Origin of the sequence: Streptomyces lucensis JCM 4490, assembly GCF_014650035.1 — a bacterium.
Lineage (GTDB): Bacteria > Actinomycetota > Actinomycetes > Streptomycetales > Streptomycetaceae > Streptomyces > Streptomyces lucensis.
Window position 1 is genome coordinate 153,567 of record NZ_BMUE01000011.1, and the last position, 20,248, is coordinate 173,814.

A 20,248-nucleotide genomic window follows, 5' to 3' on the forward strand; every position below is an offset into this window, starting at 1 on the left:
CCGGAGATCAGGTCGTCTCATGACAGAAACAACGTCTGTCGCAGCACGGGCTATGCCCCGTGCCCGACGCCGGAAGGGCGTCCCGGCCGGCGCGCCGGGGATGCGCGCCGCTATCCATGTTCGCCTATCGCACGAAACCGACGAGACGACTTCCCCGGAACGCCGGTGCGCGGCCTGTGAGATCTTCGTCGTTCGTAGTGTGCGGGAATGACAAGAAGCGAACGTCTCGCGGAGCAGTCGGACTGGTACTGGCGCAAGAACCTGCGGCCACGGCTGGAGGGGCTCACCGACGAGGAGTACTTCTGGGAGCCGGTGCGCGGCTGCTGGAGCATCCGCGCACGTGGCACGTCGGCCGCACCGATGTCGGAAGGCTCGGGGGAGTGGACGATGGACTTCGCGTCGCCTGGTCCGGAGCCGGCGCCGGTGACCACGATCGCCTGGCGGCTGGCGCACATCATCGTCTCCTGCCTGGGCTATCGGGTCGGATGGTACTTCGGCGGCCGGGAAGTCGACTCCGGGTCGTTCGCCTACGCGGGGACCGCTGACGAGGCGCTGAAACAGCTCGATGAGATGTACGGGAGATGGAACGCGGGGGTCCGCGAGCTCTCGGACGCCGACCTGGAGAATCCGCCCACGGTGGGTCCCGAGCGGTTTCCCATGGAGAACAGGGTTCTGCACGTCAACAGGGAGCTGATCCATCACGGCGCCGAGATCTCCCTGCTGCGTGACCTGTACCGCTGGCAGGACGGAGCCGTACCACGCCGCGTATGACTTTCCGGTAACCGGCGATCGAGTGTCGGCAACCGACGCCAGGTGTGCCTCACCGCCGCCGATCACGGTCAGTCGTCCGCGAGCTCGGCGACCCCCGTGATCCGGTGCAGGGGGTACGTGCGCACCTCGTCCGCCGTGTGGTCGTACGCCGTCACGAAGCCGCCCTCCACCCGGACGGGGCCGATGACGCGCTGGCTGGCGGCGCCGTCGGCGTTGACGTAGCCGATCCACAGGGACTCGCCGGTCAGGACGGCCGCCTGCACGGTGGCCAGGGTCTCGGCGGCGGAGGTGCGGGGCAGCTCCCCACTGGCCAGCGGCGCGCCCCCGGTCTTGCGCGGGGTGGTGGCGGCCAGGTCACCGGCCCGGATCGCGCGGATCGCCGCCGTCAGGAGCGTGGCGTCGGGTGCCGGCGGGCCGTCCGGCACCGGCTCGGGGGCGGCGCGCGGCGGGGTGCGGTGCGCGTGGGCGCGGGCGATGAGCACGTCGCCCTCGGCGGACTCGGCGGCGGGCGCGTAGCCCATCGCGCGCAGCCCCTCCAGCAGCGTCGCCGGGTCGGCCGGGGCGGCCAGCACGGTCGGCGCCAGGCGGCGCAGGCGCAGCGCGGCGGCGCGCTTGTCGGCGAGGATCTCGTTCAGCAGCGTGTCGTCGTCGCAGCGGACGTACGACGAGGCGGCGCCCACCCGCAGATGGCCGTGCTTGCGGGCCACGTCGTCGATCAGGTACGCGAGCGGCTGCGGCACCGGCGTACGCGAGTGCTCGGCGAGGAAGGCGTGCAGGTCGGCGGCGGTCCGGCCGGCGTCCAGCGCGCGCCGGACGGATGCCGGGGTGAAGCGGTAGACGGTCGCGCCGCCCTTGGACTCCACGTCCGCGAGCACGCCCAGCACGTCCGCGAGCGGACGCCGCAGCGGGCCGGGGGCCACCGCCGTCAGGTCCGCCTGGAGCAGGACGTGGTCCAGGGGCTCGGGCAGCAGCGGCGCGAGGAGCCGGGCCGCGGCGGCCGTGGCGGCGGACTGCTCGGCGGGGGAGAGGGGGGCCGGATGTCCGGGCGGGCGGTGGTGGTGCACCGGGAGCTTGTCGCCCGGGCCGGACGGCTCGGGGGCGGCGGCCCCGGGGGCCGGTGCGCCGGGCCTGGCTGAGGCGGCCGGGGAGGCGGGCTTGGCGGAGGCAGCCGGGGTGCCGGACCCGACGGTCGTGGGGCCGGCCCCGGACGCGCCGCCGGTCGCCGCGTCGGGCGCCGTGCCGCGCTTCGGGCCGCCGGTCGCGGCGGCCGGCGTGGCGCCCAGCAGGGCGCGGGCGTGCGCCGACAGGGCGCCGCGGCCGGTCACGCCCAGCAGTTCCGCCTCCGACAGGGTCCAGCGGGCCAGCCGCGTGCGCAGGTCGTCGTCGGGCTGCGGGCCGCGCAGCGGCCGCTCCCAGCGCAGCCGGGCCAGCACCGACTCCGTGTCCGGTGCGGTGCCCTGCGGCAGCCCGGCCAGCAGGGTCAGCACCCGGTGCCGCACCTCGGGCGCGGCCGACCGGTCGAGGCCGGGGCCCAGCGCGGAGAGCGTACGGTCCTTCGCGTCCCGCCCGCCGACCAGGCCCGGCGTCCGGGTGACCGCCAGCCAGGCCTCGGCCAGCCGTACCCAGCGCTCGGCGGCGGGCCGCTCCAGCCACTCGTCGTAGGCGGGGGTGGCCGCGTACCGCTCGTCGGCCTCGCCGTCCGAGGCCAGCAGTCCGGCCGCGTAGGCCAGCTCGATCCAGAACGCGGTGACCGGCTCGGACACGTCGAGGGCGACGGCGGTCCGCTTCAGGTCACGCACGCTCAGGCCGCCGGCCCGCAGCACGGCCGGCCCGCCCTCGTCCCAGTCCTTCAGCAGTTCCTCGACGGTGGCGAGCGCGGTGTACGCCTGCCCGGCCGCCGTCGCGTCCACAACCTGTGGACTGTGGTTCGCGGCCGGTTCCACCGCCGGCGGCAGCGGCTCGGGCGCCCGGTGCGCCCGGCCCTCGCGCAGGTGCAGGGCCACCTCCCGGGGCAGGACGACGGTGCCCGGCGCCGTCGGCAGCAGCAGGCCCCGGTCCAGGAGCCAGCGCAGGTGCGCGGCCGGTTCCGCGGTGACCTGCCCGTACGGCGGGCCCCACACCAGCCGGTCCAGCACCTCGCGGGCCGCCTCCGGCGCCCCGGCGAGCAGCTTGGTCATCTTCCTGCGGTCGGCGAACAGCGCGGTCAGCGCGGTCACGGCCGACACCGAGTCGTGGGTCGAGGGCAGCCCGGCCGTCGTCACGATGTCCTGGATCCGGCCCGGCGACATGCCCGAGGTGGCCTCCCGCACGGTCGGCCCGAGACCGGTCGGGGAGGGATGCTGCGGGGTGGGCGCGAGCAGCTCGCGGGCGGTGCGCACCAGCCGCAGCCGTTCGTCGTCGCCCCACACCAGCGCCTGCTCGCGCAGCGTGGCGACGGCCCGTGGCAGTGCGGCGGCGACGGTCTCGTCCCCGCCGTCCCCGGCCATCAGCCCGAGCAGCGTCCGGTACGACGCCGGGTCCGGGGCCACGGCCAGCGCCTCCGCCGTCTGCAGCGCGAACCGGTCCAGCCGCTCCAGCGCCCGCAGCACCGAGGCACGGGTGCCGGCCCGGGTGGCCAGCTGGGTGAGGTCGGTCGGGACGGGCGTGATGAGGTCCGGGCGGCTGCGCAGGAGCGCGGCCAGCGAGGCGTCGTCCCTGGCACGGAGCGCTTCCGCGAGGGAGCGAGGGGCTGAGGGGGCCTCGGGGCTCATCCGGTCCACGGTAGCGGACATCCCGGCCCGGCCGGAGTTCCGGGAAGAAGCGGTACCGTCCTCACGGGGTATCAGTCGGCGCACCCCGGAGGGGTTCGTGGGGATCGAAAGCGATCAGGTCGTCTACGAGTATCTGAGCCGCGTCGGGGACATCGCTCAGCAGCGGCAGCTGCCGTCGGCCACGCGGATGCGGCTCGTGTCGGAGCTGCGCAACGAGATCGACCGGCGCCGGGCCAAGGCGACCGTGGACTCGCCGGCCGCCGTCCGCCGCATCCTGGACAACCTGGGCAGCCCGGACGCGATCGTCGAGGCCGCGGGCACCGGAGGCCACGGGCGCGGGCCGCAGGCGACGGCCGCCGCGGTGCCGGTGCAGCCCGCGCCCCGGGAGCCGGAGCGGAAGCCGAAGCCCGAGCCGGAGCCGGGGGAGCGGCCGAAGGGGCTGCGCCGGGTCGTGCCCCGGCCGCGGGCCGCCGAACCCGGGCCGCCGCCCGCCCCGCGCGACGCCCCGTCCCCGCCGCACCTCGCCGCCGCACACGAGCTGGGGGACAGCACGCTGCCGCCCGACTGGTGGCGCGTGGGGTCCGGGCCGTTCGGCGGGCCGGCGGGCGCCTCGCCGGGCGAGTTCGACACGGTGCCGGGGTTCGTCGGCGGGGTGGAGATCCCCGAGCTGCTCAGGCGGCCGCCGGCGGAGACGGAGAAGGACCGGGCCGCGGCGGCGCGGACCACCCCGGAGACCGCGCCCGCGGCGGACGCCACCGGGGCCGCGCCCGCAGCGCGCCGCCGCCTGTTCACCCGCCGGGCCGCCGCGGCCGGCTCCGCCGCCGGCTGGTCCAACCCCCTCCTGCTGCTGGCCGCCGCCGCGCTGGTGGCCGGTGCCGTGTTGGGGAAGTGGGTCGCGCTGCTCCTGGGCTGGCTGATCGCCTACGGCTCGCGGCGGCTGACGCCCGCGGAGACGAAGTGGGCGGTGATGGTCCTGCCGGGCAGCGCGGTCGCGGCCGGGGCGGTGTGGCTGTGGGGGAGGAACGACGGCCGCTGGGGTGAGCCGATCGCCCGCGGGCACATGGCGGACGCGGTCGCGCAGACGTGGCCGTGGGTCGTGCGGGGGGCGGCGGTGGCGTCGGCGGTGTACCTCGCGTGGCGCTCCCAACGGAAACGCTAGCCGCTGCCTTCGACGGCCGCCCTTCGCCCAACGGTCCGCCGTAACCGCTCGCGCAGTTCCCCGCGGCCCTGGGGGCGTCCGAGCGTTATGGCCTGCGGGCCCGCCGTGGCCGCTCGCGCAGTTCCCCGCGCCCCTGAGGGGGGTGTCCGAGCGTTGTTGGCTGCGGGTGCGTTGTGGTTGTTCGCGCAGTTCCCCGCGCCCCTGAGGGGGGTGTCCGAGCGTTGTTGGCTGCGGGTGCGTTGTGGTTGTTCGCGCAGTTCCCCGCGCCCCTGAGGGGGCGTCCAAGGGTTGTTGGCTGCGGGTGCGCCGTGGCCGCTCGCGCAGTTCCCCGCGCCCCTGGGGTGGTGCGGCGTCGTTTTCGGCTGCGGGTGCGTGGTGGCCCCTGAGAACTGGAAAGGGGGTGCTTCCCCCTGGCCGGACAGCCGGTCACCCACCCAGGGGCGCGGGGAACTGCGCGGTCAGGAGCGACGGGCGCGCACCCGGCCACCTCCCCGAACCGCCGGCGGCACCCGGCACAATGGCCCCCATGACCCTCACCGTCGGCTTCGACCTCGACATGACCCTCATAGACTCCCGGCCAGGAATCCGCGCCTGCTACCTGGCCCTCGCGGAGCGAACGGGCACGTACATCGACGCCGACCTCGTGGTGACCCGGCTGGGTCCCCCGCTCGCGGACGAGCTGGTCAACTGGTTCCCGGCCGAACAGGTCGCCGAGATGGCCGCCATGTACCGGGAGATGTACCCGTCGTACGCCGTCGCCGCCAGCCCCGCGATGCCCGGGGCCCGGGAGGCGGTCGAGGCGGTGCGGGCGGCCGGCGGCCGGACGATGGTGGTCACGGCCAAGTACGAGCCGAACGCCAAGCTCCACCTGGCCCACCTCGGCATCGAACCGGACGTGGTCGTCGGCGACCTGTGGGCCGAGCAGAAGGCGCAGGCCCTGCGTGAGCACGGCGCCGGCGTGTACGTCGGCGACCACGTCGGAGACGTGCGCGGGGCCCGTACGGCCGGCGCGCTGTCGGTGGCCGTGGCCACCGGGCCCTGCGACGGCGACGAGCTGCGCGCGGCCGGCGCGGACGTCGTCCTGGACGGCCTCGCCGCGTTCCCGGCCTGGCTCGACGGTTACCGGGAGTCCACCCGCGCCTGACGCCGGGCGGCGGTGACCGACCGCAGGACGCCCGCGCCGGCGACCAGGAAACCGACGGCCATGAGCATGCTCAGGCCGAACATGTACGTCGGAAATGGCTTCGCGCCGAGGAACAGCGGGGCCACTGTGACGAGGGTGGCCACGGCTCCGACGAAGAAGACGACGGCACCGGCGCGGATCAGTCGGTCACCGGGAGCGGCGGAATTCGTTCGGGTTTTGTCACGCACCGGACCAGGGTAGTTCCCTGCGCGAGAGAACAACCGGGGGACGTCTTGTCACCCGCCCGAAGACCATTAGCCTTGGTAGCGGCGGGTCGAGGTCGACCCGCCCCAGTGCTGTATTGAGCCGTTTCCGAAGAAGCTTTCCCGACGAGTACGAGGACGAGGACAGACGTGCCTACCGGCAAAGTCAAGTGGTTCAACAGTGAGAAGGGCTTCGGCTTTCTCTCCCGCGACGACGGCGGTGACGTCTTCGTCCATTCCTCGGTACTCCCCGCCGGAGTGGAAGCGCTCAAGCCGGGACAGCGCGTGGAGTTCGGCGTGGTCGCCGGTCAGCGCGGCGACCAGGCCCTGTCGGTGACCGTGCTGGACCCGACGCCGTCGGTCGCCGCCGCCCAGCGCAAGAAGCCGGACGAGCTGGCCTCGATCGTGCAGGACCTGACGACCCTCCTCGAGAACATCACGCCGAGCCTGGAGGGGGGCAGGTACCCGGACAAGGCCTCCGGCAAGAAGATCGCCGGCCTGCTCCGCGCGGTCGCCGACCAGCTGGACGTCTGAGCGGCGACCACGCGGGACAGCGCGCCTACGGGAACGCGAGCGCGTCCGGGCCGAGGGCCGGCAGGAGGCCCTCGGCCGCCGCGCGGGTGAGCAGGCCGCGGATCGCCGCGTAGCCGTCCTCGCCCAGGTCGGCCGTGAACTCGTTGACGTACAGCCCGATGTGCTGGTCGGCGACGGCCGGGTCCATCTCCTGGGCGTGCGCCATGACGTACGGCCGGGAGGCCTCGGGGTCGTCCCAGGCGGCCCGTACGGAGGCGCGGACGGAGTCGGCGAGCCGGGTCAGCGCGGCCTCGCCCAGCGAGCGCTTGGCGATGATCGCGCCCAGCGGGATCGGCAGCCCGGTGGTCCGCTCCCAGTGCTCGCCCATGTCGGCGAGCTTGTGCAGCCCGAAGTCCTGGTAGGTGAACCGGGCCTCGTGGATGACGAGTCCGGCGTCCACCTTGCCGTCCCGCACGGCCGGCATGATCTCGTGGAACGGCATGACGACGATCTCGCCGACCCCGCCCGGCACCGTGTCCGCGGCCCACAGGCGGAACAGCAGGTAGGCGGTCGACGTCTCGCTCGGCACCGCGACCGTACGCCCCGTGAGGTCGCCGCCCGGCTCCCGGGTCAGCACCAGCGGCCCGCAGCCCCGCCCCAGCGCACCGCCGCACGGCAGCAGCGCGTACTCGCCGAGGACGTACGGCAGGACGGCGTACGACACCTTCAGCACGTCGAACTCGCCGCGCTCGGCCATGCCGTTGGTGATGTCGATGTCGGCGAAGGTCACGTCCAGCGCGGGGGCGCCGGGGACGCGGCCGTGGGCCAGGGCGTCGAAGACGAAGGTGTCGTTCGGGCAGGGGGAGTACGCGATGCGCAGCGTCGGCTGCTCACTGGTCGTCATGCTGACTCCAACTCTCCATCAGGGGCGCGATCTTCCCGAAGGCCTCGGCGAGGGCGGCGAGGGCGTCGCCGATGCGCCAGGCGGCGCGGTCGCGCGGGCCGACCGGGTTGGAGATCGCGCGGATCTCCAGCACGGGCACCTCGTGCGCGGCGGCGGCCTCCGCCACCCCGAACCCCTCCATGCCCTCGGCGAGCGCGCGGGGGTGCAGGGCGCGCAGCCCGTCCGCGCGGGCGGCGGTGCCGGTGACCGTGGAGACGGTCAGAACGGTGCCGGTGCGGGCGCCGATGGCCTCGGACACGACTCGTACGAGTGATTCTGGTGACCGGTGGGTGACGGTCCCGAAGCCCAGCTCGGTGACCGGGAGGAAGCCGTCGGCGGTCTCGGCGCCCAGGTCGGCCACGGTGATCTCGTCGGCGACGACGAGCGAGCCGAGCGGCGCCCCGGGCAGGAAACCGCCGCCGATCCCGGCCGAGACGACCAGGCCGTAGGGCGTGCCGTCCAGCGCGGCGGCGGTGAGGGCGGCGGAGACGGAGGCGGCGGCGCGGGCCGGGCCCACTCCGGCGGCGAGCAGGTCGCAGCCTGCGGCGGTACGGCGGAGCACGGCGCCCGGGACCGGCACGTCCTCGGCCGCCGTGGGGAACGCCCGTGCCACCGCGTCCCGTTCGGCCGGGACCGCGGTGGCCACGAGAACGCGCACAGGCGTCGTGATCAGGCCTTCTTCAGCTTGAAGGACCACAGGCCCTTGTCACCCTGCTGGATGGACACGGTGTTGGTGTCGCCCTGCGTGCCGTACTGGGCGTTGAAGAACGCGCTGCCCGGGATCGTGCGGTACGTCTTCTTGCTGGAGTCGGTGAACTGGCGGCCGTTGACCAGGATCGTCCAGCCGCCGTCCGCGATCTTCGGGTCGACGCCGAAACGGACCGTGTCGTCCGTGTCGACCTTGATCGACGGGACGTCGCCGGCCTTCTTGGCGCACTCCGCGAGCGACTCGGCGTCCAGCTTCTTGCCGTCGTTGTAGCAGAGAGCCTCGGAGTTGACCGAGCTCCGGCCGACGGTGACCGTCGCGACGGGCGTCGGCTTGTCACAGGCCGACAGGACGAGCAGTCCGGCGGAAACGGCGCCGGCGACGACGACGGCGCGGCGGCGTCGCACGACGCGGTGGAGATCAGCGGCTTCGCCGCGGGGCAGCGTGGTCATGGCCGAAGGCTATCGGGCGCCCCGAGCCGTCCGCCCACGTGGGGTCGGCGTGCCCGGTTCGTTACGCCAGGTGCGCCCGCCCGCGGGCGAGCCGGGCCCGGCCCGTTACGCCACCCGGGCCCGGGACCGGCCGCCGTGCCGGGCGGAGGCGAGGAGCCCCTTCAGCGTGGCCAGCCAGCCGACGGCCACGAACAGGGCGCCCATCAGCAGTCCGGCGGTGCCGTTGAGCGGCATCACTATGCCGACCGCGCCGCCGAACACCCACGCCATCTGCAGCAGCGTCTCCGAGCGCGCGAACGCCGAGGTCCGCACCGGCTCCGGCACGTCCCTCTGGATCAGCGCGTCCAGCGCCAGCTTGGCCAGCGCCTGCCCGAACCCGGCGACCGCGGCGAGGCAGGCCACCAGCAGCGCGCTGAAGAAGACCGCCGACACGATCGCCGTACCGAGCACCACCGCGACGACCGTCACGATGATGACCTCGGGCGCCCTGGACCGCAGCCACGCCCCGACGGCCGTACCGAGCGCGTTCCCCGTCCCCGCCGCGACGCCGACTATCCCCAGCGAGACCGCCGCGCTCTCCCCGGTCAGCGGGTGCTCGCGCAGCAGGAAGGCGAGGAAGAAGATCAGGAAGCCGGACAGGCAGCGCAGGGCGGCGTTGGCCCCCAGCGCATGGGTGACGGCCGGCCCCACCGTCCGCAGCCCGGGCCGCTTGACCTGCTTGCGGCGCGGCCCGTGCAGGTGCTCCGCGTCGGCGGCCAGCAGCGCCACGCCCTCGCCCTTGGCCGAGTCCACCTTCGGCGGCATGGAGAACGACAGGAACGTACCCACCGCGAAGATCACGAAGGCGCCGTAGAGCGGCCAGGGATCCCCTATGGCGTGCAGCGCCGCCCCGATCGGCGCGGCGACGCCCGTGGCCAGCAGGCCGGCCAGGGTCACCCGGGAATTGGCCTTCACCAGCGAGAACCGGGGCGGCAGCAGCCGCGGTACGACCGCGCTGCGCACCACCCCGTAGGCCTTGGACGCCACGAGGACGCCCAGCGCGGCGGGATACAGCTGCAGGCTCCCGCTCGCCACGGCCCCCGAGATGACCAGCGCGAGCAGCGCCCGGGCCAGCATCGACCCGGCCATCGCGGCGCGCCGTCCGTGCGGCAGCCGGTCCAGGAGGGGGCCGATGACGGGGGCGAGGACGGTGAAGGGCGCCATGGTGATGGCCAGGTAGAGGGCGACGCGGCCCCGCGCCTCGTCGGTCGGCACGGAGAAGAACACCGTGGAGGCGAGCGCCACGGTGACCATCACGTCGCCCGCGCCGTTCACCGCGTGCAGCTCGATCAGCTTGCCCAGCCCCGACTCGCCCGCGCCGTGGGCGTGTGTGGCCCTGCGGATGCCCCGCGCCGCACCGGTGACCGGAAAGTGCAGGGCGCGGCCGACCGCCCGGACGGCGCCGCCCACCCGGACCGAACCACCCGCCCGGATCGCACCGCCGCCCTGATCACTCGTCTTGTCCGCGGTTGCCACGACGTCATAGTGCCCCGAGAAGGCGGGGGGTAGTGCGGTTGCGACGCGCTGGGCGGCGGACTGTCGCCCGCCCTTCGGCCGGGACCGGGGAAGACCGGCCTCCGCTTTCCCGCCCTCCGGGACCGGTGAGCGGGCGGGCGACGACGCCGGACGGCGCCGGACTGTCCCCGACCACCACGGACGGGGTAGCGTGCGTATCTCAGCCATCAAGCACAATGGATGGCAGAGGTGCGCCCGAGCGCGATCGGATGCAGACGTCGATGCGGCCCGTAGGTCCGCTCCGTCCGCTTCACCGCCGGAGGCAGCCGCACTCGATGAGACGGCGTAGGAGAGAAGCGATACCTGTGAGCGCAGCGACAACGCGAAGCCGCACCCCCGACCGTCTGTGCGCCGAGGCCGTCGACCTCGCACGCGCCGCCGCCGAGGAGGCCGCCGCGCCCGGCGTGGTCGGCGAGCACGCCGGCCTGGTGTCGGAGGGCGACCGTGTTGTCACGCACTTCTTCGAGTGCAAGGAACCGGGCTACCGGGGCTGGCGCTGGGCGGCGACGGTGGCCCGCGCCTCCCGCGCGAAGATCGTCACCCTGGACGAGGTCGTCCTCCTGCCCGGCCCCGACGCCCTCCTCGCCCCCGAATGGGTCCCCTGGAGCGAGCGTCTGCGCCCGGGCGACCTGGGCCCCGGCGACCTGCTCCCCACCGACCAGGACGACCTGCGCCTGGAGCCGGGCTACTCCGGCGAGGAGGCGCCGCCGCCGAACTCCCCGGTGTCCAGGGAGATGGCGGAACTGGCGGAGGCGGAGGACGCGGACGTCACCCCCGGCGCGCCCGCCACCCAGCCGACGGTGCCCTCGCGCGGCTCCATCGCCGCCGTCGCCGAGGAACTGGGCATGCGCCGCGCCCGGGTGCTGTCCCGCTACGGCCTGCACGTCGCCGCCGACCGCTGGGAGGAGGCGTACGGCGCCAAGACCCCCATGGCCCAGGCGGCCCCCGCACCGTGCGTCAGCTGCGGCTTCCTCACCCCCATCGGCGGCTCCCTGGGCCAGGCCTTCGGTGTCTGCGCCAACGAGTTCTCCCCGGCGGACGGCCGCGTGGTCTCCCTGACCTACGGCTGCGGCGGCCACTCGGAGGCCGCGGTCATGCCGAAGCCGCCGCAGCGGGCGGCACCGGTGATCGACGAGACCCGCGTCGACCCCTTCCCCCTCCGCCCGTCCCGCGACTCCGGCTCGGTCCCGGAGACGAGCGACGCGGAGACGGCGGAGCTGGGCCACTCCTGACGGGCGGCCGGCCGCTCCCGGGAGCCGTGCCCGCCGGCCGCCGACCGGCCGGCGGCGCCGCCGTCGCCCGGACGCATCGCGCCGCCGTCACCGCCGCCGTCACCCGGACGCATCGCGCCGCCCGGCTCCGGAACCCTCGGCGGTCAGGGCGGCTTCGTGCACCGTCCGCAGCCGCTCGCCGGGACCGGTGCGCTCCAGCCGCAGGTGGGCCGAACGGCCGCGCAGGGTCAGGGTCATGAGCTGGTTGCCGAACCACGGCCCGCCCCGCCTGCGCCACTTCACCGGCGGCCGGGGGCAGCGGCCGTGCCGGGCGAGGAGCCGCCCCAGCAGACGGGCCGGCGCGCTCCAGCCGAAGCGGAAGCCGATCCGCATCGACAGCGGCACGGAGTTGTGCACCGGCGAGCAGGTGAGCTGGACCACGGGGGCGGCGGGCCCGCCGGACGGCCAGGACGCCTCGGCGATGTACGCGTGGTGCACGTCGCCGGACAGCACGCACACGCTCGCCGGGGCACCCGGCGCGGAGCCGGCCTCGTGGATGAGCGCGGCGAGGTCGGCGAAGGAGCGGGGGAAGGCCGCCCAGTGCTCCAGGTCGGCCCCGCGGCGCAGGTACTCGCCGAAGCGGGCCCAGCGCTCCCCGCGCTCCCCGGTGCACAGGGCCGCGTCCCAGGCCTCGGCGTCGTGCACGAGGTGCGGCAGCAGCCAGGGCAGGGAGGTGCCTATCAGCAGGTGGTCGTAGGCTCCCTCGCCGTCCAGCACCTGTTCGCGCAGCCAGCGGGCCTCCCCCGGGTCCAGCATGGCCCGCCGGTCCTCGTCGAGGACCCGTGCCGCCCGGGAGTCGACCATCACCACCCGTACGCGTCCGAAGTCGCGCCGGTAGCTGAAGCGGACCGAGGCGGGGTCGGCGTCGGCCTGCCGGGCGAGGGCGCGCAGCGCGTCCGTGCCGTCCGGAGCCGCGCGCACCGCTGCCCAGGTCGGGTCGTCGGCCAGTTCGGCGGGGGAGAGGTTGCCGAGGTGCTGGTGGACCCAGTAGGACATCAGGCCGCTCAGCAGCCGTTCCTGCCACCAGCCGGTGGCGCGCATGTCGGCGAGCCAGGAGGCGGAGGTGTTCCAGTCGTCCACGATGTCGTGGTCGTCGAAGATCATGAAGCTGGGCACGGTGGACAGCAGCCAGCGGATCTCGGGGTCCAGCCAGGACTCGTAGTAGAGGTGGCTGTACTCCTCGTAGTCGGCGACCTGGCCGCCGGGCGCCTCGTCGAGATCGCGGCGGCCGGCGAGCCAGCGCCGGGTCTCCTCGGAGGTCTCGTCGGCGTAGACCTGGTCGCCCAGGAGCAGCAGGACGTCGGGGCGCCCGGCCTCCGGGCCGGCCGCCAGCCGGGTGGCGAGGCTGTCGAGGGCGTCGGGGCCCACGCGGTCCTTGCCGTCGGCCGGGGGCGCGGCCCAGCGGCAGGAGCCGAAGGTGACACGCACGGTGTCGCCGGCGGCCGGTGTCCGGATGACCGACGGCGGGAAGGGGGAGCCGGGCAGGGGCCAAACCGTGGTGTCGTCGAGGAGCACCTCGTACGACGGCGCGGTGCCCGGCCGCAGCCCGGTGACCGTGACCAGCGCGTAGTGGTGCCCGGCCACCAGGAAGGTGGGGGCCTCGCCCCCCGCACCGTCCGAGCAGCGCACCCGTGCCGTGCAGGGCGCGCTCGTCTCGACCCAGACGGTCGCGCACGAGCCGTCGGTGTACCTCAGCAGTGGTCCCAGACGCAGTTCGGCCATGTGATCGCTCCTGCCTCGCACCGCGGAAAGGAAACGACCGTAGACCGTGGAAGGCGCGGGCGGCAGACCTCGTCCGCGGCCGGTTCGTGCGTCTGGGAGGGCCCCGGGTGGGCACGCGGAGGGCGAGCGTGATCGTGGCCCGGTGGGTGACCAGGCCGGAGAGGCGGTGGGTGTGGTGGCCGAGCACGAGCAGGCGGCCGAGGAGGACGGGATGCAGGCGCGTGGGAACGACCTGCTGCGAGGGCTCGAGGTGGACGACCGGCAGCCGGAGCGGCCGGTGCTCCTCGACGCCGACGGCCGGCCGATCGAGACCTGGCGGGAGAACCACCCCTACGACCGCAGGGTCGGACGGCGCGAGTACGAGCGGACGAAGCGTGTCCTGCAGGTCGAACTGCTCAAACTGCAGCGCTGGGTGAAGGACACCGGCCAGCGGATCGTGGTGGTCTGCGAGGGACGGGACGCGGCCGGCAAGGGGGGCACCATCCAGCGGTTCACCGAGCGGCTCAACCCCCGCGGGGCCCGGGTGGTGGCGCTGGAGAAGCCGACAGAGCGGGAGGCGGGGCAGTGGTACTTCCAGCGGTACGTGACCCATCTGCCGGCCCGCGGCGAGATCGTCTTCTTCGACCGCTCCTGGTACAACCGGGCGGGAGTCGAACGGGTCATGGGCTTCTGCACGGAGGCCGAGTACCGGCAGTTCCTCGGCCAGGCCCCGATGTTCGAACGGCTGCTCACCGAGGACGGCATCTCGCTGGTGAAGTTCTGGTTCTCGGTGTCCCGGGCCGAGCAGCGCACCCGGTTCGCGATCCGCCAGGTCGACCCGGTGCGCCGCTGGAAGCTCTCTCCCACCGACCTCGCCTCGCTCGACCGCTGGGACGACTACACGACGGCCAAGGTCGCCATGTTCCGGGCGACCGACACGCCGTACGCGCCCTGGACGGTCGTGAAGAACAACGACAAGCGGCGCGGCCGGCTGGAGGCGATGCGCAGCCTCCTCGACCGCTTCGACTACCCGGCCAAGGACCGCGAGGCGGTGGGCACCCCGGACCCGCTGATCGTCGGTGCGGCGGCCACCCTGCTGGAGCCGGGCGAGGAGCCCGCGGCCCTGTCACCGACGCCGCTGGCCGGCCCGGGCGGCGGGCCCGGGAGCCATCCGGGCGGCGGACCCGGCACCAGGGAACCGTCCGGGCCGGCGGCGACGGCCGGCCGCGGCCACGCGTGAGGAGGAGGGATCCCGGCACCGCCTTCGCCGCCGGCCGCCCCGTCCGGGCGGCCGGCGGCGCGCGTCCGGCGGGTGGGCGGCCTGCGGTCAGGAGCCGACGAGGCGGCGCACGTTGTCGGCGGAACCGCAGCCGGCCTTCAGCTGACGCTCACGTTCCTCCAGGAACGCCGCGCCCAGTTCCTCGCGCCGCCGCATCGCCACGTTCTCCCGCGCTCCGTTGAGGATGGTCCGTTCCTCCTCGTCGGCGTGGTGGGTGACGGCCTCCACCAGTGCCTCCAGCTTCTCGTCCCAGTCCCCGGAACCGGGCTCCCCCACCTCGAGGAGGTCCAGCAGGGCCTTGTTGCCCTCGTCGTGCTCGTGCTCGCCGTGCTCCACCTCCTCGTCGTCGATGTTCTTGTACCGCTTCAGGGCGGGATAGACCTCGGCCTCCTCGGCCAGCGCGTGCGCGATCAGCAGGTCGGCGAACTCCCGCAGTGCGGCCGCTCGGTCGGCCTCGACGCTGCGCATCCGGCGGAAGAGCTCCTCCATGCGCCGGTGGTCTTCGAGGATCAGCTCGACCACGTCCTGTGTCCGGGCCATCAGACAGCACCACTTTCGAGCGAAGGGATCGGTCCAGCACCGCATACCCCCACCGCCCCCGCTGATGACCTCCCGCACGGGCGCCCACCCCCGCGCCTGCGGCCGTTCACCCGCCCGCGCTGTACCTTCGTCCTCACGTCGACGAGGAGAGTGAACGTGAGCAAGTACGTGCGGCCGGCGGCCGAGGGCGCCGACCCCTTCGGCACCGCCCGTCTGCGTCGCGGTGTCCTCGACGCCTGGGCGACCAGCCCCGCCCGCTTCCGCGAGGACGCCAACGCCGAGGAGGACCTCGTCCTCGGTGGGTACCGGGACCGGCTCGTCGTCGAGCTGGCCCAGAACGCCGCCGACGCCGCGGCCCGCGCGAAGGCCCCGGGCCGGCTCCGCCTCACCCTCCGCGACGGCGTCCTCGTGGCCGCCAACACCGGCGCCCCACTGGACGCGGCCGGGGTCGAGTCGCTGTCCACCCTGCGGGCCTCCGCCAAGCGGGACGTCCAGGAAGGGCACGGCGCCGTCGGCCGGTTCGGCGTCGGCTTCGCCGCCGTGCTCGCCGTCACCGACGAACCGGCGGTCGTCGGGCGGCACGGCGGCGTCCGCTGGTCCCTCGCCGAGGCGCGGGAGCTGGCCGCCGGCACCGCCCGGCACAGCCCGGGCCTCGGCGACGAGATCCGCCGCAGGGACGGTCACGTGCCGCTGCTGAGGCTGCCGCTCGCCGCCGAGGGCTCCGCCCCCGACCCGTACGACACCGCTGTGATCCTGCCGCTGCGGGACACGGCCGCCACCGACCTCGCCGAGCGCCTGCTGCACGCCGTCGACGACGCCCTGCTGCTCGCCCTGCCGGGCCTGGAGGAGGTCGTCGTGGAGGTCGGCGGCGAGGCCCCGCGGACCCTGCGCCGCCGTGCGGAGGGCGCCGTGACCGTCGTGGAGGACACGCGCGAGGGCACGACCCGGTGGCGTACGGCCACCGCGCACGGGCCGCTCACCGCGGACCTGCTCGCCGACCGGCCCGTGGAGGAGCGGCTGCGCCCCCACTGGTCGGTGACCTGGGCCGTGCCGGAGGACGAGGGCGGCCGCCCGGTGCGGCCCCGTACCGCTCCCGTCGTGCACGCGCCCACGCCCAGCGACGAGCCCCTCGGCGTCCCCGCGCTCCTCATCGCCTCCTTCCCCCTGGACACCACCCGGCGGCACGCGGCCCCCGGCCCGCTCACCGACTTCCTGGTGCGGCGCGCGGCCGACGCCTACGCCGAACTGCTCGCCGGCTGGCGGCCGGTGACCGACGGCGTCATCGACCTCGTACCCGGGCCGCTCGGCCGGGGCGAGCTGGACGGGGCCCTGCGGCAGGCGGTCCTGGAACTGCTGCCGCGCACCGCGTTCCTGCCCCCGGCCGTCGGGCCCGAGGCGGACGAGGACCTTCCCGAGGCGCTGCGCCCGCGGGACGCGGAGGTGGTGGAGGGGGCCGGGGCGGACACCGTCCGGGTGCTGGCGGAGGTGCTGCCCACCCTGCTCCCGGCCGGCCTGGAGCGCCGCGCCGAGCTGCGCACCCTGGGCGTCGCCCGACTCCCGCTCGCCGACGCCGTCGACCGGCTCGCCGGGCTGGAGAAGGACCCCGACTGGTGGTGGCGGCTCTACGACAGCCTCGCCGGGGTCGACCCGGACCGGCTGTCCGGGCTCCCGGTGCCGCTGGCCGGGGGTGCCTCCCAGGCTTTCGGCACCGGGGGAGGGCGGACCGCCATCGGACCCCGGCAGGTGCTGCTGCCCACGCCGGACGGCGCCCGGATCGACGCGGACGTCCTCGGGCGGCTCGGACTGAAGGTCGCCCACGAGGACGCCGCGCACCCGCTGCTGGAGAAGCTGGGCGCGCTGCCCGCGACCCCGCGTGCGGTGCTGACCACCCCGCAGGTGCGGGCCGCCGTGGCCGCCTCCCTGGACGACGGGGGCGGCATCGGCTGGGAGGAGGACGCGCCGGACGCCGAGGAGCTGGCCGACGCCGTGCTCGGCCTGGTGCGGGACGCGGCCCTGGAGCCCGGCGACGAGCCGTGGCTGGGGGCGCTCGCGCTGCCCGACGAGGACGGGGAGCTCGCCCCGGCGGGCGAACTCGTGCTGCCCGGGAGCCCCTTCGCCCGTGTGATCCGCGAGGGCGAACTGGCCGCCGTGGACGCCGGCCTGGTCGAGAAGTGGGGCCGGCAGCCGCTCACCGCCTGCGGGGTGCTGGCGGACTTCGCGCTCGTCCGCGCCACCGACGTCGTCCTGGACCCGGACGAGCTGGACCCCCGCGAGGGTGACTTCGCCGAGCCGGACGACGCGGGACTGCTGGACGCGGTGGACGTGTGGTGCGAGGACGTGCTCGACCGGTTCCCGGACAGCCCGGTGCCCCCGGTCGCCACCGAACTCGTCGCCGTCCGCGACCTGGACCTGGTGGACGACGACCACTGGCCCGAGGCCCTCGCACTGCTGGCCAGGCCGCCGCTGCGGGACGCCCTCGTCCAGCCCGTGCGCGTCCTGCTGCACGACGGTACCCACGAGGTCGTACGGCCGTACACCGCGTGGTGGCTGCGCGGCCACCCGGTGCTGGACGGCCGCCGCCCGGCCGGCCTGCTCGCCGCGGGCGGCGACCCGCTGCTGCGGGGGCTGTACGACGAGGCCGACGCCACCGGGTTCGAGGACGAGCAGGTGCTGCGGGCGCTCGGTGTGCGGACCTCCGTCGGCACGCTGCTGGCCGAGCCCGGCGGCGCCGCCGAGCTGCTGGACCGGCTCGCCGACCCGGAGCGCCCGGTCACCCCCGCGCAGCTGCACGGGCTGTACGGCGCGCTGGCCGAGCTGGATCCGGACCAGGTGACCCTGCCGGACGAGGTGCGGGCCGTGGTCGACGGGCGGGTCGAGGTCGTGGACGCCGCCGAGGCGGTCGTGGTCGACTCGCCCGACCTGCTGCCGTTCACCTCGGGAGTGCCGCTGCTGCCGGTACGGCCGTCCCGCGCGGCCGAGCTGGCCGAACTGTTCCAGGTGCGCAGGCTCAGCGAGTCCGTCACCGGCGAGGTGCACTCCGAGGGCACGGAGCACGACGTGCCGGCCGCGGTACGGGTGCTGCTCGGGCCGCGTACGCCGGAGACGTACGTGGAGCACGACGAGCTGGTGGTGGACGGCGTCGGGATCGACTGGCGGCTGACCGACGACGGCGTGCTGCACGCGGCCACGCTGGAGGGGGTCGCCGCGGGCCTCGCCTGGGCGTCGCGCCAGTGGCCGCGCCGCTTCGAGGTCGCGGCCCTGCTGGAGGACCCGTCCCGCACGGAGGAGCTGGCACGGGACCGCTGGTTCGACTGAGCGACCTTCACAACTCCCTTACCGGATTCACCAGTTCCGTACAACCGTTCCCCTGTGTGCCGGATCTGATCACCGGGAGCCGACCGGCTCCCCGATCACTTCGCACGCAGGGGAACACATGCGTATTCGCGCCTCTGTCGCCGTCATCGGCGGCGCTCTGGCCCTGTCCACCCTCGCCGCACCGGCCGCGCAGGCCGACGGCGGCTTCGGTGACACCAAGATCACCAAGGTTGTCGTGGACGGCGACAACAAGGTGTCCATCGGCACGTCCGGCGCCGTGACCATCAAGGTCAGCGTGACGGCCACCGACGACTCCGGCATCAAGGGCGCCCAGCCGTTCGACCTCTTCGGCCCCGACAACGGCATCGAGACGACCGGCAAGCCCACGTGCGCCGTCGTCGACGCCACCACCTCCACCTGCACCGCCTCGGTGAAGATCGACCCGAAGGTCGACTACCTCACCAACAAGAACGCCGGCACCTGGTACGTCTCCGCGTGGGTCGACGGCAAGGACGACGACTTCGTCCAGAAGGACAAGGCCGGCTCCTTCTGGTTCCAGCGCGCCGCCAAGCTCACCGCCAACGCCTCCCCGGAGCCGGTGAAGAAGGGCAGGACCGTCACGGTCACCGGCGCCCTCACCCGCGCCAACTGGGAGTCGCTGAAGTACGGCGGCTACGGCTCGCAGTCGGTCAAGCTCCAGTACCGCAAGAAGGGCTCCAGCACCTACACCACGCTGAAGACCGTCAAGGCGGACTCCAGGGGCAACCTGAAGACGACGACCACGGCCACGGCCGACGGCTACTACCGCTTCTCCTTCGCGGGCAACTCGAGCACCGCCGCCGTCGGCGCCACGGGTGACTACGTCGACGTGCGCTGACTCGGCACGCCGTTCCGGCCCCGGGGGGCGACGCCCGCCCTACGGGGCCGGAACGTTTCCTCTCACTTGCGTCATGAGCTGGTAATCGCGGAACAAAAAATGGCCGGGAACGATCCCCGCCGTACAACCGGAGGCACCCCTCGCAGATCTGATCACGCGAGTCGACCGACTCCCCGATCTCTTCTCCCTCAGGGGAACGCATGCGCATTCGTGCCACCGTGGCCGCCGTCACCGGCGCCCTGGCCCTCACCGCCCTCGCCGTCCCGGCCGCACACGCCACCGGTTCGAGCGGCACGCCGTACACGTTGAACGTCAGCTTCTCGAACCTGAAGATCGCCAAGGCGATCAAGGTCGGCACCACCAACAAGGTCAGCACCACGTACACCTACACGCTGACCCACGGCTCGGACGTGGACGTCACCGAGCCCGACTTCTACAGCGACGCCTACCTCTACCGCGGCTCGCTGGACGCCCCGAGCGACACGCTGGAAGGTGACGACTTCGCCACCTGCAAGGTCGCCACGTCGACCACCGCCACCTGCACCGGCACCGTCGACCTCTACCCGGGCGAGGGCGAGCTGCGGACCACCGACGCCGGCAGCTGGTCCGTCGCCGCCGAGGCCTTCGCCTTCAACGGCCAGAACCAGGACGACCCCGACATGAGCAAGGTCGGCTTCAAGGAGCAGGGCGGCCTCGCCACCACGGCCCTGCAGCGCTACTCCAAGCTCACCGCGAACGCGGGCCCGGAGCCGGTCACCAAGGGCAGGACCCTCACCACCACGGGCAAGCTGTCCCGGGCCAACTGGGACGACGGCCTGTACCACGGCTACACCAACCAGCCGGTCAAGCTGCAGTTCAAGAAGGCGGGCACGAGCACCTACACCACCGTCAAGACGGTCTACTCCGACTCTTCCGGCAACCTGAAGGCCACCGCCACCGCCCAGTACGACGGCTACTGGCGCTTCAGCTTCGCGGGCACCTCGACCACCCCGGCGGTCAGCGCCACGGGCGACTACGTCGACGTGCGGTAG

17 protein-coding genes are annotated in these 20,248 nt (G+C 74.4%); 9 read left to right on the forward strand and 8 right to left on the reverse strand.

Features of this window, described 5'->3' with window-relative positions; translation table 11 throughout:
- Positions 1–207 precede the first annotated feature (207 nt).
- Positions 208–771, forward strand: a complete 564-nt coding sequence (locus IE177_RS24155; RefSeq protein ID WP_190017499.1) for a DinB family protein — start codon at positions 208–210, stop codon at positions 769–771.
- Between the two features lie 68 nt (positions 772–839).
- On the opposite strand, the gene IE177_RS24160 is transcribed toward IE177_RS24155, so the two are convergent.
- Positions 840–3,521 carry a helicase C-terminal domain-containing protein gene (locus IE177_RS24160; protein WP_190017500.1) on the reverse strand — a complete coding sequence of 894 codons (2,682 nt, stop codon included), beginning with the start codon at positions 3,519–3,521 and terminating at the stop codon, positions 840–842.
- A gap of 97 nt (positions 3,522–3,618) precedes the next feature.
- Between IE177_RS24160 and IE177_RS24165 the strand changes: the two genes are divergently transcribed.
- Both IE177_RS24165 and IE177_RS24170 read left to right on the forward strand, forming a co-directional pair.
- The gene (locus IE177_RS24165) at positions 3,619–4,680 is read left to right on the forward strand and encodes a hypothetical protein (RefSeq protein WP_190017501.1); all 1,062 of its coding nucleotides are present in this window, start codon (positions 3,619–3,621) and stop codon (positions 4,678–4,680) included.
- Positions 4,681–5,206: 526 nt separating this feature from the next.
- Entirely contained in the window at positions 5,207–5,824 is a 618-nt protein-coding gene (locus IE177_RS24170; protein ID WP_373305160.1) for an HAD family hydrolase, read from the forward strand.
- Here the strand turns inward: IE177_RS24170 and IE177_RS24175 are convergent.
- On the reverse strand, positions 5,800–6,051 hold the full coding sequence (locus IE177_RS24175; protein WP_190017503.1) for a hypothetical protein: 252 nt from the start codon (positions 6,049–6,051) through the stop codon (positions 5,800–5,802). The two genes, IE177_RS24170 and IE177_RS24175, sit on opposite strands and share 25 nt — an antisense overlap.
- Positions 6,052–6,216: 165 nt before the next feature.
- On the opposite strand from IE177_RS24175, the gene IE177_RS35625 reads away from it, so the two are divergent.
- Positions 6,217–6,600 carry a cold-shock protein gene (locus IE177_RS35625; RefSeq protein WP_190017504.1) on the forward strand — a complete coding sequence of 128 codons (384 nt, stop codon included), beginning with the start codon at positions 6,217–6,219 and terminating at the stop codon, positions 6,598–6,600.
- A gap of 25 nt (positions 6,601–6,625) precedes the next feature.
- Here the strand turns inward: IE177_RS35625 and IE177_RS24185 are convergent, their stop codons facing one another.
- The 4 genes from IE177_RS24185 to IE177_RS24200 all read right to left on the reverse strand — a co-directional run bounded on the left by IE177_RS24185 (position 6,626) and on the right by IE177_RS24200 (position 10,129).
- A complete protein-coding gene (locus IE177_RS24185) occupies positions 6,626–7,483 on the reverse strand; it encodes a 1,4-dihydroxy-6-naphtoate synthase (protein ID WP_190017505.1) in 858 nt (285 codons plus the stop codon).
- Positions 7,470–8,180 carry a futalosine hydrolase gene (locus IE177_RS24190; protein WP_229816240.1) on the reverse strand — a complete coding sequence of 237 codons (711 nt, stop codon included), beginning with the start codon at positions 8,178–8,180 and terminating at the stop codon, positions 7,470–7,472. The genes IE177_RS24185 and IE177_RS24190 overlap by 14 nt, the downstream gene beginning before the upstream one ends.
- Before the next feature lie 11 nt (positions 8,181–8,191).
- Complete coding sequence (locus IE177_RS24195) at positions 8,192–8,680, reverse strand: DUF2771 domain-containing protein (protein WP_190017506.1); 489 nt, start codon at positions 8,678–8,680, stop codon at positions 8,192–8,194.
- Positions 8,681–8,785: 105 nt separating this feature from the next.
- Positions 8,786–10,129: an MFS transporter gene (locus IE177_RS24200; RefSeq protein ID WP_190017593.1), complete on the reverse strand. Its 1,344-nt coding sequence runs from the start codon at positions 10,127–10,129 to the stop codon at positions 8,786–8,788.
- A 410-nt stretch (positions 10,130–10,539) separates the two neighbouring features.
- Here IE177_RS24200 and IE177_RS24205 point away from each other — a divergent pair, with 410 nt between their 5' ends.
- Complete coding sequence (locus IE177_RS24205) at positions 10,540–11,466, forward strand: DUF3027 domain-containing protein (RefSeq protein ID WP_190017507.1); 927 nt, start codon at positions 10,540–10,542, stop codon at positions 11,464–11,466.
- A gap of 99 nt (positions 11,467–11,565) precedes the next feature.
- Here IE177_RS24205 and IE177_RS24210 read toward each other — a convergent pair whose 3' ends face one another.
- A complete protein-coding gene (locus IE177_RS24210) occupies positions 11,566–13,227 on the reverse strand; it encodes an alkaline phosphatase D family protein (protein ID WP_190017508.1) in 1,662 nt (553 codons plus the stop codon).
- A gap of 211 nt (positions 13,228–13,438) precedes the next feature.
- On the opposite strand from IE177_RS24210, the gene ppk2 reads away from it, so the two are divergent.
- Positions 13,439–14,446 (forward strand): polyphosphate kinase 2, encoded by a 1,008-nt coding sequence (gene ppk2, locus IE177_RS24215; protein ID WP_190017594.1) that lies wholly within the window; start codon positions 13,439–13,441, stop codon positions 14,444–14,446.
- Positions 14,447–14,533: 87 nt separating this feature from the next.
- Here the strand turns inward: ppk2 and IE177_RS24220 are convergent, their stop codons facing one another.
- Positions 14,534–15,025 (reverse strand): hemerythrin domain-containing protein, encoded by a 492-nt coding sequence (locus IE177_RS24220; RefSeq protein ID WP_190017509.1) that lies wholly within the window; start codon positions 15,023–15,025, stop codon positions 14,534–14,536.
- Between the two features lie 156 nt (positions 15,026–15,181).
- Between IE177_RS24220 and IE177_RS24225 the strand changes: the two genes are divergently transcribed.
- From IE177_RS24225 to IE177_RS24235, 3 genes are all read left to right on the forward strand, one after another.
- Positions 15,182–18,340 carry a sacsin N-terminal ATP-binding-like domain-containing protein gene (locus IE177_RS24225; RefSeq protein WP_190017510.1) on the forward strand — a complete coding sequence of 1,053 codons (3,159 nt, stop codon included), beginning with the start codon at positions 15,182–15,184 and terminating at the stop codon, positions 18,338–18,340.
- Between the two features lie 118 nt (positions 18,341–18,458).
- Positions 18,459–19,217 (forward strand): calcium-binding protein, encoded by a 759-nt coding sequence (locus IE177_RS24230; RefSeq protein ID WP_190017511.1) that lies wholly within the window; start codon positions 18,459–18,461, stop codon positions 19,215–19,217.
- Between the two features lie 200 nt (positions 19,218–19,417).
- Positions 19,418–20,248 carry a hypothetical protein gene (locus IE177_RS24235; RefSeq protein ID WP_190017512.1) on the forward strand — a complete coding sequence of 277 codons (831 nt, stop codon included), beginning with the start codon at positions 19,418–19,420 and terminating at the stop codon, positions 20,246–20,248.

Excerpts from the sequence above, each read along its gene's own strand:
- IE177_RS24195 (WP_190017506.1), bottom strand. The coding sequence starts at position 8,680 with ATGACCACGCTGCCCCGCGGCGAAGCCGCTGATCTCCACCGCGTCGTG.
- IE177_RS24230 (WP_190017511.1), top strand. The coding sequence starts at position 18,459 with ATGCGTATTCGCGCCTCTGTCGCCGTCATCGGCGGCGCTCTGGCCCTG.
- IE177_RS24235 (WP_190017512.1), top strand. The coding sequence starts at position 19,418 with ATGCGCATTCGTGCCACCGTGGCCGCCGTCACCGGCGCCCTGGCCCTC.
- IE177_RS24160 (WP_190017500.1), bottom strand. The coding sequence starts at position 3,521 with ATGAGCCCCGAGGCCCCCTCAGCCCCTCGCTCCCTCGCGGAAGCGCTC.
- IE177_RS24220 (WP_190017509.1), bottom strand. The coding sequence starts at position 15,025 with ATGGCCCGGACACAGGACGTGGTCGAGCTGATCCTCGAAGACCACCGG.
- IE177_RS24210 (WP_190017508.1), bottom strand. The coding sequence starts at position 13,227 with ATGGCCGAACTGCGTCTGGGACCACTGCTGAGGTACACCGACGGCTCG.
- IE177_RS24155 (WP_190017499.1), top strand. The coding sequence starts at position 208 with ATGACAAGAAGCGAACGTCTCGCGGAGCAGTCGGACTGGTACTGGCGC.
- ppk2 (WP_190017594.1), top strand. The coding sequence starts at position 13,439 with ATGCAGGCGCGTGGGAACGACCTGCTGCGAGGGCTCGAGGTGGACGAC.
- IE177_RS24170 (WP_373305160.1), top strand. The coding sequence starts at position 5,207 with ATGACCCTCACCGTCGGCTTCGACCTCGACATGACCCTCATAGACTCC.
- IE177_RS24185 (WP_190017505.1), bottom strand. The coding sequence starts at position 7,483 with ATGACGACCAGTGAGCAGCCGACGCTGCGCATCGCGTACTCCCCCTGC.